The sequence below is a fragment of the Oerskovia turbata genome, assembly GCF_000718325.1.
Classification (GTDB): domain Bacteria; phylum Actinomycetota; class Actinomycetes; order Actinomycetales; family Cellulomonadaceae; genus Oerskovia; species Oerskovia turbata.
Map to the genome: position 1 here is coordinate 190439 of NZ_JOFV01000002.1, position 12830 is coordinate 203268.

Annotated in this window: 11 protein-coding genes; 4 read left to right on the top strand and 7 right to left on the bottom strand. The window is 73.3% G+C overall.

Features of this window, described 5'->3' with window-relative positions:
- The first annotated feature begins 86 nt into the window (after positions 1 to 86).
- Positions 87 to 1016: a glycine betaine ABC transporter substrate-binding protein gene (locus tag IE95_RS0102365; protein ID WP_030150025.1), complete on the top strand. Its 930-nt coding sequence runs from the start codon at positions 87 to 89 to the stop codon at positions 1014 to 1016.
- A gap of 139 nt (positions 1017 to 1155) precedes the next feature.
- Here IE95_RS0102365 and IE95_RS0102370 read toward each other — a convergent pair whose 3' ends face one another.
- From IE95_RS0102370 to rfbB, 3 genes are read right to left on the bottom strand one after another with little or no spacing between them, the layout of a single operon-like run.
- Entirely contained in the window at positions 1156 to 1386 is a 231-nt protein-coding gene (locus IE95_RS0102370; RefSeq protein WP_030150026.1) for a Trm112 family protein, read from the bottom strand.
- 10 nt (positions 1387 to 1396) lie between these two features.
- Positions 1397 to 2878: a phosphomannomutase/phosphoglucomutase gene (locus IE95_RS0102375; RefSeq protein WP_036570543.1), complete on the bottom strand. Its 1482-nt coding sequence runs from the start codon at positions 2876 to 2878 to the stop codon at positions 1397 to 1399.
- A gap of 53 nt (positions 2879 to 2931) precedes the next feature.
- Positions 2932 to 3927: a dTDP-glucose 4,6-dehydratase gene (rfbB, locus tag IE95_RS0102380; RefSeq protein ID WP_030150028.1), complete on the bottom strand. Its 996-nt coding sequence runs from the start codon at positions 3925 to 3927 to the stop codon at positions 2932 to 2934.
- Positions 3928 to 4080: 153 nt separating this feature from the next.
- Here rfbB and rfbA point away from each other — a divergent pair, with 153 nt between their 5' ends.
- Positions 4081 to 4947 carry a glucose-1-phosphate thymidylyltransferase RfbA gene (gene rfbA, locus IE95_RS0102385; RefSeq protein ID WP_030150029.1) on the top strand — a complete coding sequence of 289 codons (867 nt, stop codon included), beginning with the start codon at positions 4081 to 4083 and terminating at the stop codon, positions 4945 to 4947.
- Positions 4948 to 4957: 10 nt separating this feature from the next.
- Here the strand turns inward: rfbA and rfbD are convergent, their stop codons facing one another.
- Positions 4958 to 5818, bottom strand: a complete 861-nt coding sequence (gene rfbD, locus IE95_RS0102390; RefSeq protein WP_030150030.1) for a dTDP-4-dehydrorhamnose reductase — start codon at positions 5816 to 5818, stop codon at positions 4958 to 4960.
- Positions 5819 to 5931: 113 nt separating this feature from the next.
- Between rfbD and IE95_RS0102395 the strand changes: the two genes are divergently transcribed.
- Positions 5932 to 6588, top strand: coding sequence for a dTDP-4-dehydrorhamnose 3,5-epimerase family protein (locus tag IE95_RS0102395; RefSeq protein WP_036570546.1), 657 nt, complete (start codon positions 5932 to 5934; stop codon positions 6586 to 6588).
- Here IE95_RS0102395 and IE95_RS0102400 read toward each other — a convergent pair.
- A complete protein-coding gene (locus IE95_RS0102400) occupies positions 6555 to 6908 on the bottom strand; it encodes a DUF3499 domain-containing protein (protein WP_030150032.1) in 354 nt (117 codons plus the stop codon). The two genes, IE95_RS0102395 and IE95_RS0102400, sit on opposite strands and share 34 nt — an antisense overlap.
- Positions 6909 to 7027: 119 nt before the next feature.
- On the opposite strand from IE95_RS0102400, the gene IE95_RS0102405 reads away from it, so the two are divergent.
- A complete protein-coding gene (locus tag IE95_RS0102405; protein WP_420819370.1) occupies positions 7028 to 7579 on the top strand; it encodes a metallopeptidase family protein in 552 nt (183 codons plus the stop codon).
- Between the two features lie 4 nt (positions 7580 to 7583).
- Here the strand turns inward: IE95_RS0102405 and IE95_RS0102410 are convergent, their stop codons facing one another.
- Together IE95_RS0102410 and IE95_RS21220 are read right to left on the bottom strand one after the other, a co-directional pair.
- Positions 7584 to 9296, bottom strand: coding sequence for a DUF5719 family protein (locus IE95_RS0102410; protein ID WP_129429426.1), 1713 nt, complete (start codon positions 9294 to 9296; stop codon positions 7584 to 7586).
- A 5-nt stretch (positions 9297 to 9301) separates the two neighbouring features.
- Positions 9302 to 12814, bottom strand: coding sequence for a glycosyltransferase (locus tag IE95_RS21220; RefSeq protein WP_084689723.1), 3513 nt, complete (start codon positions 12812 to 12814; stop codon positions 9302 to 9304).
- Positions 12815 to 12830: the final 16 nt, after the last annotated feature.

Consider the following 12830-nt stretch of genomic DNA (forward strand, 5'->3'; position numbering starts at 1 on the left):
CCCCGGTCCCCTGCACCTCCCTGCAACACCACCAACCCAGACGGTCCGCACCGCTCGCGCGGTCGGCCCGCCGAAGGAAGGACATCATGTCTCCCGCACGTCACCACCAGGCCCGTCGTCGCACCGCGATCGTGGCTTCCTCGCTCGCGCTCGGGCTCGGGCTCTCCGCCTGCGCCTCGGGCACCGACGCCGGCTCCGACTCCGGTTCCGGAGCGGCCGACAAGGACATCACGATCGCGATCCACTCGGGCTGGGACGAGGGCATCGCGGTCTCGCACCTGTTCAAGGCCATCCTCGAGGACGAGGGCTACACCGTCCGCACCGAGACGGCCGACCCGGGGGTCGTCTACACGGGCATGGCCGGCGGCGACTTCGACGTCAACTTCGACATGTGGCTGCCCCTCACGCACGCCGACTACCAGAAGCAGTACGGCGACGACCTCGAGGACCTCGGCTACTGGTACGACGACGCCAAGCTGACCATCGCGGTCAACGAGGACGCCCCCGTCGACAGCCTCGCCGACCTGGCCGCGAACGCCGACCTGTTCGGCAACCGCATCGTCGGCATCGAGTCCGGTGCGGGCCTGACCCGCATCACGCAGGACGAGGCCATCCCGACGTACGGCCTGGACGGCATGGAGTTCGTCATCTCCTCGACCCCGGCCATGCTCGCCGAGCTCAAGAGCAAGACCGACGCGGGCGAGAACGTCGCCGTCACGCTGTGGCGTCCGCACTGGGCCTACGACGCGTTCCCCGTCAAGGACCTCGCGGACCCCGAGGGCGCCATGGGTGAGGCCGAGAAGATCCACTCGGTCGCCCGCACGGGCTTCACCGAGGACCACCCCGACGTCGCGTCGTGGATCTCCGCGCTCACGCTGAGCGACGAGCAGCTCTTCTCGCTCGAGAACATCATGTTCAACGAGAACGAGGGCGCCGACAACGACGCCTCGGTGCGCGAGTGGCTCGAGGCGAACCCGACGTTCGTCGACGACCTGAAGGCCGCCGCGGAGGCCTGAGCCGTCTCGGGAGGCGACGGGCCGGCACCCTGCAGGGTGCCGGCCCGTCGTGCGTCCCCGCCCGGGACGCCGCGCAGGACGACGCGAGCCCGGCACCCCTGGGGTGCCGGGCTCGCGTCGTCGACGGAGGTCGCGGGTTCTACGGAGCCTGCACGAGGACCCGCGCGTCGGCTTCGAGCAGCACGGGGATCCCGTCGCGCACCGGGTAGGCGAGCGGGTGCTCCGGGTCCGTCGAGCGCAGCTCGGGGCTGCCGTCCGGGGCCGTGCCGTCCACGAGCGTGGCCCCGGTCACGGGGCACCTCAGCGCCTCACGGACCCACGGGTCGAGGGTGACCGGTCCGGGGGTGCCCGGTGTCGTGTCGTCGCTCATGTGCTCGGCCTCAGCTCTCGTTCTCGGTGGCGGGGTTCTCGGTGGCGCGCACGAGCGACAGGACGTCGTCTCGCACCTTCTCCATGATGTCCTCGTCGGCGGCCTCGACGTTGAGCCGCAGCAGCGGCTCGGTGTTGGACGCACGCAGGTTGAACCACCACTGCGGGTGGGCGTCCCAGTGGGAGACGGTGAGGCCGTCCATCTCGTCGACCACGACCGGTCCTGCCCCTTGCTCGGTCACGTACGCCTGGACGACGCGGGCGCGCGCGGCGGGGACGTCGGCGACCTGGGAGTTGATCTCGCCGCTCGCGGTGTACGGCTCGTAGACCTCGCCGAGCGCGGACAGCGGGTGCTGCTGCCCGCCCAGGGCCGCGAGCACGTGCATGGCCGCGAGCATGCCCGTGTCGGCGAAGAAGAAGTCGCGGAAGTAGTAGTGGGCGCTGTGCTCGCCGCCGAACACCGCGTCGTTGTCGGCCATCTGCGCCTTGATGAACGAGTGGCCGACACGGGTGCGGACGACCTTCGCCCCCGCTGCGGACATGAAGTCGGGGACGGCGCGCGACGTGATGAGGTTGTGGATGATCGTCGGGACCCGTCCCGCGGCCTTCTCGCGCTCGACCTCGCGCAGCCCCACGAGGGCCGTGATCGCAGACGGGGACACCGGGTCGCCGTGCTCGTCGACCACGAAGCAGCGGTCTGCGTCGCCGTCGAACGCCAGGCCCAGGTCCGCGTCGTGCTCGACGACCGCGGCCTGCAGGTCCAGCAGGTTCTTGGGGTCGAGCGGGTTCGCCTCGTGGTTCGGGAACGTCCCGTCGAGCTCGAAGTACAGGGGCACGACGTCGAGGGGCAGCGCCTCCAGACCTGCCGCGGTCCCCAGGACCGCGGGTGCCGTGAGGCCGCCCATGCCGTTGCCCGCGTCGATCACGACCTTGAGCGGGCGGATGCCCCGCAGGTCCACGAGCGAGCGCAGGAAGGCCGCGTAGTCCGCGAGCATGTCGCGGTCGGTGATCTCGCCGCGGTCCGCGACCGGGGCGGGCAGGTCGCCGTCGAGGTACTCCTGGGCGAGCTCGCGCACCGCGACCAGGCCCGAGTCCTGCCCCACGGGCCGCGCGCCCGCGCGGCACAGCTTGATGCCGTTGTAGACCGCCGGGTTGTGCGAGGCGGTGAACATGGCACCCGGGACGTGGAGCGCACCCGACGCGTAGTAGAGGCCGTCGGTCGAGCACAGCCCGATCCGGAGCACGTCCACGCCGGCGTCGGCGAGGCCGTGCGCGAACGCGTCGACGAGCTCGGGTCCGCTGTCGCGCATGTCCTGCCCGACGGCGACGCGCGGGCGGGCGGACACCTCGCCCCCGGTGCTGGTCGCCTCGGGCAGCACGACGACGCGCGCGAACGCGGCACCGATCGCCCGGGCCACCCGGGGGTTGAGCTGGTCCGGGACCGTGCCGCGGACGTCGTAGGCCTTGATGAGCTGGGTCAGGTCGATGGACACCTGGTCAGCCTAGCCGGGACCGCCGGTCGTCAGGTCACGGAAGCGGGCGCGGGTCACTGCCCCGAGCGCGCGTAGCGCGCCTCGGTCGCTTCCTTCGCCGGTCGCCACCAGGCCTCGTTCGCGCGGTACCAGTCGACGGTCGAGGCCAGCCCCTCGGTCAGGTCCGTGAAGCGGGGCGCCCAGCCGAGCTCGCGTCGCAGGCGCGACGAGTCGATCGCGTAGCGCAGGTCGTGCCCCGCCCGATCGGCGACGAACTCGATCTCGTCCGCGGCCCGCCCGAACAGCGCGAGCAGCTCACGGACGATCTCGAGGTTGGAACGTTCCCCGTCGGCGCCGATCAGGTACGTCTCTCCGGGCGCCCCCCGGTCGATGATCCGCCACACGGCGTCGTTGTGGTCGTCGACGTGGATCCAGTCCCGCACGTTGAGCCCGGCCCCGTAGACCCGCGGGGCCCGACCGTCGAGGAGCTCCGTGATCTGGCGCGGGATGAACTTCTCGACGTGCTGGTACGGGCCGTAGTTGTTCGAGCAGTTCGAGATCGTGGCGTGGACACCGAACGACCGCACCCAGGCCCTGACCAGGAGGTCGCTCGACGCCTTGGTGGCCGAGTACGGCGAAGAGGGCTCGTACGCCGTGGACTCCGTGAAGCGGACGGGGTCGTCCAGCGCGAGGTCTCCGTAGACCTCGTCGGTCGAGACGTGGTGGAGCCGCTTCCCGTGCCGGCGCACGGCTTCGAGGAGGGTGAACGTGCCGACGACGTTGGTCCGCACGAACGGGGACGGGTCCAGGAGCGAGTTGTCGTTGTGCGACTCGGCGGCGAAGTGCACCACCACGTCGGAGCCGGCGACCAGGTCGTCGACGAGCTGCGCGTCGGCGACGTCCCCGTGGACGAACGTGACGTCGTCGGCCACCGACGCCAACGACGACCGGTCGCCCGCGTAGGTGAGCGCGTCGAGGACGGTGACGCGTGCGTCGGGTCGCTGCGCGACCGTCGACCGTACGAACCCGGACCCGATGAAGCCCGCACCACCCGTCACCAGGACACGCACGACGACCTCCAGGTAGTACCAGGCGCAGGGGCAGGGGCGGCGGCCCCGACGCGCGCAAGTCTAGCGACCAGCACGCGGGGCGCCCGAGGAGCCGGACGTCATTTCACCCGCCACCGGCTGCGCCCCTGGGGCAGGGCGTGGGATTCTTCCGGGATGAAGGGGATCATTCTCGCCGGCGGCTCGGGCACTCGCCTGCATCCGATCACGCTCGGGACGAGCAAGCAGCTCCTCCCGGTCTACGACAAGCCGATGATCTACTACCCGCTCTCGACTCTCATGCTCGCGGGCATCACGGAGATCCTCGTCATCACGACCCCGCACGAGGCCGAGCCCTTCAGGCGGCTGCTCGGGGACGGCTCGCAGTTCGGGATCTCGCTCGACTACGCGGTCCAGCCGAGCCCCGACGGGCTCGCGCAGGCGCTCCTGATCGGCGCCGACTTCCTCGACGGAGAGCGGGTCGGCCTGGTGCTGGGCGACAACATCTTCTACGGGCCGGGACTGGGCGAACAGCTCCAGCGGTTCGAGCAGGTCGACGGCGGTGCGGTCTTCGCCTACCGCGTGGCCGACCCCTCGGCCTACGGCGTGGTCGAGTTCGACGCCGCCGGGCGGGCCATCTCCCTCGCCGAGAAGCCGAGCTCCCCCAAGAGTCGCTACGCCGTCCCCGGCCTGTACTTCTACGACTCCGACGCCGTCTCGATCGCTGCGGGCCTCCAGCCCTCCGCACGAGGCGAGTACGAGATCACCGACGTGAACAGGCACTACCTGGAACAGGGACGACTCCACGTCGAGGTCCTGCCGCGAGGGACGGCCTGGCTCGACACGGGGACGTTCGACGCGCTCATGGACGCGGGCGACTACGTCCGGGCGATCGAGCAGCGCCAGGGGCTCAAGGTCGGGGCCCCGGAGGAGATCGCCTGGAGGCGGTCCCTCATCACCGACGCGGAGCTGGAGGCCCGTGGTCGGCTGCTCGAGAAGTCGGGCTACGGCCGCTACCTCCTCGACCTGCTCGATGCCCGATGACGTCCGCCGCTCACGGCCCGGACAGCACCTCGTCGGCGGCCGCACGCCATCTCTCGCGCCAGTCCCCGATCGGCGCCACCCCGGCTCGTCGCAGGGCGTCGTGAGCGAGCACCGACCAGGCAGGCCGCGGCGCGGGGCGCGGGAAGGCCGTGCTCGCACACGGACCGACGCGCTCGGCCGGCAGGTGCGCGGACCGCACGACCTCCCGGGCGAACTCGAACCACGAGGCCTTGCCGCTCGCGGTGCCGTGATAGGTCCCGGGGGGGACACCTGCGTCCACGAGCCGCACGAGGAGCTCCGCGAGATCCTTCGCCCACGTGGGCTGCCCGACCTGGTCGTCGACGACGTCGACGTGCTCGCGCTGCGCAGCGAGCGCCGCGATGGTCCGCGGGAAGCACCCGCCCTTCGCGCCGTACAGCCATGCGGTCCGCACGATCAGGTGGTCCTCGAGCTCGGCACGGACGGCGCGCTCGCCGGCCTCCTTGGTCCGGCCGTACGCGCTGCGCGGGGCCGTCGGTGCGCTCGTCGGGATCGGGCCGTCGGACGGGTCCGACGCACCGAAGACGTAGTCCGTCGACACGTGCACGAGTCGGGCCCCGACCTCGCGCGCAGCAGCGGCGAGCAGCCGCGGGGCGAGAGAGTTGACCTCCGCCGCGCACGCCTCGTCCGACTCCGCGTCGTCGACGGCGGTGAAGGCCGCGCAGTTCACCACGACGTCCGCCCCGCGCAGGGCGAGCAGGACCGCGTCCGGGTCGGTGACGTCGAGCCGGTCCCGGGAGAGCGCGACGACGACGTCCTGCTCTCTCGCGGCGAGCAGCTCCACGACCTCGGCACCGAGCATCCCGCCGGCACCCGTCACGACCCAGCGCACACGCACTCCTCTCGACCTCCGACCGGGCACGTCGACGACGCACCCCGGGCTTCGGAGCCCCACGGCGCCGCCGAGCGGCGCGACACGTCCCGCATCCCCCTGAGAGGCTACCCGTGCTCGTGCGAGAACTGACCGTGCCAGGGGCATGGGCCATGACACCGACACATCACCGCGACGACCGCGGCATGTTCCTGGAGTGGTTCACGTCAGGCTCCTTCGAGGGGGCCGTCGGCCATCCGCTGGCCCTGGCGCAGGCCAACCTGTCGGTGTCGGACGCCGGGGTGCTGCGCGGGATCCACTACGCCGACGTCCCGCCGGGACAGGCCAAGTACGTGACGTGCCCCCGTGGTGCGGTGCTCGACGTGGTCGTCGACCTGCGTGTCGGATCGCCGACCTTCGGGCAGCACGACACGGTCCTGCTCGACGACGTCGACCACCGTGCCGTCTACCTCTCCGAAGGTCTGGGGCACGCCTTCATGTCCCTCGAGGCGGGGTCGACGGTGGTGTATCTCTGCTCCACGGGCTACGCCCCCGAGCGCGAGCACGGGATCGACCCGCTGGACAGGTCGCTCGGCATCCCGTGGCCCACGGTCGACCGTGCCGGTCGACCGCTCACCCCCGTCCTGTCCCCCAAGGACGAGCAGGCACCGGACCTGTCCACGGCCCTGCAGCGCGGTGCACTTCCCGGGTGGGAGACGACGAAGGCCTCCGTGGAAGCCCTCCGGCGGGCAGCCGGTCAGTCGCCCTCGGCGCGCAGGACCCGCAGGTGACCTCGACGCCCGACCTCGGTGACGTCGTCGGGCTCGGGGCCCGGGCGCGGGCGGCCCGCCTCCCGGACCGCCTCGGCGAGCGCCGAGAGGTCGTCCGCGCTGGGGCCGGTCTCGACGAAGTGCTGCGCGAGGCGCACGACCTCCCAACCACGAGGCGCGGTGAGGCGCTCCGCGTGCTCGGCACACAGGTCGTAGCTGTGCGGCTCGGCCAGGTGGGCCAGGGGCCCGAGCACGGCGGTCGAGTCCGCATAGACGTAGGTGAGGGTCGCCACCGAAGCACGGGTGCATGCGGTGCGCGAGCACTGTCTGACGGATCTCACGGGCTGACACTACGCCCTGCGAGGTGGTCGCGGTGCCATACACGCCGTGCAGCCGTCCCGCACGTCGTGCCGACGCGTGGTCGCGGCCGACGCCCGACGGTTCGTCTAGGCTCGGGGGCGTGCCCGGTCACTCGCCCTCCCCTGTCCCGCACGGCTCGCGCCGCCGCCCCGAGAAGGCCTCGGCCGACGCCCCCGCGCCCCTCGTCGCGTCGCTGCAGATCCCTCCGCGGGGACCGGACCTCAACGACGTCGGACCGCACCCGCGCCGTCGCGACCGGCGTGGACGAGGCGTCCGGGGCCCGCTCCTCCCACCGTCCGCCCCCGCGAACCGCACGCGCGGCGAGAAGTTCGACGAGCACGTGATCGCGACGATCAGCCTGCTCGAGCGCGGGTGGTCCCGCCAGCTCCACGGCACCGAGTTCGCGGTCGAGGACGTCCCGCCCTCGGACCCAGCCCCCTGGGAGGACGCCGGGGTGCCCCTCGGGCGCTACTTCCCTGCCGACGCCGGCCAACCGGCTCGCATCGTCGTCTACCGCCGCCCCGTCGAGTCGCGGGCGTTCGACGACGACGACCTGGCCGACCTGGTGCGCGACGTCGTCGTCGAGCAGGTCGCGCACATGCTCGCCCGGACGCCCGAGGAGATCGACCCCCGCTACCAGGGCGGCCACTGACAGGTCAGTCGGGCAGCCCCGCGGTCCGCGTGACGCGCACGTCCACGCTCCCCTGGCTCTGCGCCGGAGGAACCGGCAGGAGCACGGACACCAGGGTTCCCGGCGCCCCTTCGGGCGCACCCGCGAGCGGGGCCCCGGCGGTCACGAGGACCGACCAGACGGGCTCTGCCGCGCCCTGGCCGCCCGTCGCCTCGTCCTCGGTCGCGTCGAGCGTCAGGACGGCGGGCTCGGTCCCGGCACCCAGCACCGCGGCGTCGAACGTGGCCGTCGAGCCCGCAGGAACGTCGAGATCCTGCTCCCCGAGCAGGGAGCCGTCCGGTCCGTAGGCACGCAACGTGCCGCGGAACGCCCCCGTGGGTGCGTCGTCCTCGGGACGCTCCCGAGGCACGGCGCCGACACGGACCAGGCTCGACGTACCGGGCACGAGCGTGACGGTGCCGCGATCGAGCGCCCGGGGGGACCTGGCAGGCGTCTCGGCCCCGGAGGCGGTCGCGGCGACCGGGGTCGACGCGATCCACGCACGGTCGACGAGCACCGCGCCCGAGGGCGAACCCTCGACGGCGTCGCCCGCCCGGGCCTCGGACGCCCCGGCCACGACCGGCACCGTGGCGTCCACGACGACCGTGTAGGACCCTGCGGGCAGGCCACCGAGCGACTGGTCGGTCACGGCCCCGGGAGACAGCTCGACCCGCTCCCCCCCACGCACCCGGACGCGACCGTCCGCACCGTAGACCGTCAGCGTCGCGGTCCCCGCCTCGGCACCCGGCGCGAGGAGCCTGACCTGCGGGGCGAGCGCGTCGTCGACGGCCTCACCCGAGCTCGTGAAACCGACGGCCGTGCTGAGGGACGGCGAGGCCCCGGGCACCACGTAGTCGACGCCGAGCGGGACGAGCCCTGCCAGGGTGCTGTGCTGCAGGTAGGCGGCGACCGTCCCCCCCGACGACTCGACACGGACCGTGAGCCGTCGCTGCTCCGGCGCGGCCGCCTCGACCAGCGTCACGACCTCCTCGCCGGGAGGGACCAGGTACTGGCCCCCGCCGCTCAGGACGACCGGGCCACCAGGACCCCACACCTCGATCCGCACGGTCGCAGGGGTGCGGCCCGGGTTCTGCAGCACGAGCTGCGCGCTGCTGCCGACCTCGGTGCTCCCCCCGACGAGCCAGTGGTCGATGTCCGGGGTCGTGCAGCTCGCCGCCGCGAGCCCGCGCAGGTCCCCGGCGATCGTCGTCGACGCCTCGGCGGCCGCGACACGGGTGTCGACCGGCATCCCGGCACCGACCCTCAGCGCCTGCCCCTCGGACACGTCGGCGAACGAGACCACCGTGGCCCCCGCGCCGTCCTGCTCGAGCGGCGCCGCGTCGAGCGCCTCGAGCCCCGTGAGCGTCACCGGTGTCTCACCGGGAGAACCCGTGGTCGAGCCCCCACCGACCACCCCGGCGCGCAGCACGGTCGCCGTCGCGACGGGGGCGGCGCCGAACTGGGCGTCGCCCACCTGTGCCGAGTCCGCCAGACGGACGGGCGCAGGGCACACGAGGGTGCGTTCGGGCGTCGACGCCTCGACCTGCTCGACGTCCGGCACAGCACCGGCGACCGTCCCGAACCCGCCGGGAAGCCCGACGGCAGCGACGGCTCCCGTGAGTGCGACGGCCACCAGGCCGGTGCCGATCGTCGCCACGCGACGCAGCAGGGGGTGCGGTCTGGAGCTTCTGGTGGTCACGGGCACTACCTCGTTCCGGTCCGACGACGTCCCACCGGTACGGCGAGGAGCACGAAGATCAACAGTGTCAGGCCCGCCGCCGCGAGCCAGGGCAACCGGTGCTCGGGGACGAAGTCGACCGACAGCCTGCCCGCCTCGGAGCCGAGGAGGAAGGCCTGACGGCCGTCGACCTCGGCGCGCTCGAGGACGCGACCGTCGAGCGTCGCGACCCAGCCGGGATCTGCGGTCTCGGCGAGCACGACCGCCCGCTCCGGACCGCCCGACTCGACCCGGGTCGCGACGGACCTGTCGTCCGCCGGGAGGAGTCGCTCGACCACGACGGGCCCGTCGTCGTCCCGCCGGTCCGAGGTCGGCAAGGACGCGACCACTCGTGCCCAGGCCGGGGCGTCCGTCTCCAGCGGACCAGGAGCGACCCGCCACAGCACCGAGGTCTGCCCCTCGGTCACCCGCTCGAGGCCCGGCACCATGTCGAGACGCGCCACGAGCTCGGCGCGCTCACGCTCCGCGACCGCGTCCTCGGTCGTCGAGGTCGGCAGCACGACGGCGCCCACTCCCAGGTCACCGAGCTCACGTGCAGCACCGGCGGCGCTCCCCGTCGCCATGCCCGCCACGACCGTCGGCAGGTCCCCCTGCGCGTACGACGGGTCAGTCATGGCGCGCGCCTGCACAACGCTCGACGCATCGATCATCTGTGGTCCGTCCCCGCGCAGCAACGCGTACTCGAGGACCCCGCCGGGGGCGAGCTCGAGCGAGAGCACACGCACCTCGCGCTCGGAGTCCTGCATCTGCTGACCGACCTTGGGAACCACGGGATCGGTCACGACGACCAGATCCCCGACGGCACCGTCACGGTCGGTCGCGCTCACGGTCCACGACGCCAGCGACGCGACGGGGACGAGGACCGCGACCAGGGCGAGCAGGCCGACCCCGCCCGTTCGCCACCGCGCGAGCGCGCGAGCGCGTCGGGCCCTGCGGCGAGGGTGCTTCTCGACGGGCTGACGCGCACCCGTCGTGTCCGACGTGCCCACCCCCGGCGCGTCCACGCCCCCCTCGGAAGCGTCCGCGTCGACCTGCGGATCGCCACGGCGCACCTGACGCAGCCCCGGAGCACCGAGGAGGGCGGCCCCCAGGAGCGCCAGGACGACGACCGAGACCCCTGCACCCGACCAACCACGGACGGGGCCCCCGGCCGAGCCGGCGACCTCGACCGCCCCCGTCACGACGGCGGCGGCGAGGCCCAGCGCGGCGATGAACCAGGCACAGGCCACACCGGCCACCCGCGCACGGAAGAGGGCGAGCACGGCCAGCGTCGCGACCAGCGCTCCCGTCGCCAGGGGCGCGAGGCGCGCAACCTCACCGAGCACCCCGGCGTCGAGACCGAACCACGGGGCACCCTCAACGGGCAGACCGAGGAGCTGCTGCCACGCCGGGGCCGCGTCCGAGCCGACCGGCACGCCAGGACCGGTCGCCAGGAGGCGCCACCCGCCGTCGGTCCAGGTGGTACCGACGTGGTACCAGAAGGGTGCAAGGAGCACGAGGGCGGGAAGAAGGACCAGGAGCAGGTACCGGCGGTGCGCTCGCGCCGCGACCGCGACGACACCCAGCGCCAGGACGAGCACCGGGAGGAGGATCGGGGCCCCGGACACCGCGACCAGCACGGCGAGCCCCGCGGCTGCCGCCGCACCGACCGAGCCCGGCCGCCGTCGCCGGAGCGCTCGTCGGCCCGCTGCCTGCGCACGGCCGCCGACCGGCCCGAGGGCGGGGCTCAGCTCGTCGTACGCCTGGACCCCCAGAGCCCGCAGGACCCCCAGCGCGACCCACGGGAGAGCGGCGTGCGCGACGAGCGCCCCGAGGCGCCCGTCGCCGAGCGCGAGCACGAAGGACGGGGCCGCGACCCACACGAGCACGGCCCATGCCCGCAGCCAGACCGAGCGGGTCACCCCACCCGCCGCGAACCAGGCCCCCAGCCCCGCCACCACGAACGACAGCACCACCATGACACCGACCGCCGGCTGGAGCGATCCGCCACCGAGCAGCACCAACGGGAGGAGGAACGTCGTGAAGGGGTCGGCCGGTGCCGGTGATCCCAGCCCGTCCGCGACCCAGCCACCGGTCGCCGCCCGCCAGACGGCCGCGAAGCTCCCGTCCGCCGGGAGGAGCTCGCCACCGACGAAGCGCCCACCGGCGAAGAGGGCCCCGAGGACCGACCCGAAGACGAGCGCGGTCACCGCGAGCAGGCCGAGCGTCAGCAGCCCGAGCACGACGTGGCGCCGGCGACCGATCGCACGAAGCTCGGCCCGTTCGAGATCGGTGGGAGCCGTGGACACCCGGTGCTCCTCGGCGTTCGCCAACCGGTGGTCCCGGCGCTCCCCGAGGACGTCACGCCAGGTGCCCAGCAGGGGGACCAGCGCGCGTCGGGGAAGGATGCTGGTCCGACGCACCGACCGGCGAGAACGCGCGACCGCCGGGAGCCGGACGACCGCCCACAGCGGCGCGAGGAGCTCGTCCCGCGCCTGCGCGGGGCGCTTGATCGCGAGCCGGTACATGGCCTGGAACGGCGCCCACAGGATCATGGCGAGCACGGTCGGCACGAGCATCGGCCAGGCGACGCTCACGAGCCGGTAGTGCAGGTGGCTGCGCCGCCGGGGTCCGTACGACGCCTCGGCGTCCGGCACCCGGGGCTCGTCCTCGTGGCGTCCTTCGTCGCGGAGGTCGAGGAGCGACGCCTGCGCGTGCCGGACAACGGCACGCGGGACCACGACGACCCGGTGCCCGGCGAGCCGCGCGCGGCGGCAGAGGTCGAGCCCGTCGCCGAAGACCCCGTACTCGGGGTCGGTGCCCTCCAACGCCTGCCAGACCGAGGTGCGCACGAGCGCGCCGGCGAGGCCCACCGCGAAGACGTCCTCACGGGCGTCGTGCTGCCCCTGGTCGATCTCGTGCTCGTCGATACCGGTCATCCTGCGACCGAGCGGGGAGACCGTGAACCCGACCTCGAGGAGCACCCCGTCGGAGTCACCGTCGAGGTCCCACCGGCGCTGCTTCGCGCCGGCGATCGCCACGGTGCTCGAGTGCTCGACCGCCCTGAGCTGCTCCGCCAGGGCGCCGGGCTCGGGGGTGGAGTCGTCGTGCAGGAGCCAGATCCAGGTCGGCGGGTCCTGCGTGTCGCGGGACGCGAGCGCGATGTCCACGGCCTGCCCGAAGGTGCGCGCGTGAGGGGCTGCGAGGAACCGCGCGCCGCCGAGCTGGAGCTCCTGGTACTCGCTCATCGCCTGGGACGCGGCGACGTCGACCACGATCACGGCATCCGGTACGACCGACTGGGACCGGACGGCGTCGAGCGTGTGGGGCAGGTAGCGGGTGTGCCCCTGCGTGACGACCACCGCGGTCACCGAGACGACGCCGGGGACGGAACCGGTCACCGCCGTGACGGCGTGGGGCGCCGCACCACGTGCGCGCTGCTGCGTCGCACCTGGCTGGTGGTAGGGACCGGTCACCGTGGTCGTGTCTGAAGAAGTCATCCTGGCCACATCATGG

Coding starts and splice junctions, on each gene's coding strand:
- IE95_RS21220 (WP_084689723.1), bottom strand. CDS start 12,814: ATGACTTCTTCAGACACGACCACGGTGACCGGTCCCTACCACCAGCCA.
- IE95_RS0102365 (WP_030150025.1), top strand. CDS start 87: ATGTCTCCCGCACGTCACCACCAGGCCCGTCGTCGCACCGCGATCGTG.
- rfbA (WP_030150029.1), top strand. CDS start 4,081: ATGAAGGGGATCATTCTCGCCGGCGGCTCGGGCACTCGCCTGCATCCG.
- IE95_RS0102370 (WP_030150026.1), bottom strand. CDS start 1,386: ATGAGCGACGACACGACACCGGGCACCCCCGGACCGGTCACCCTCGAC.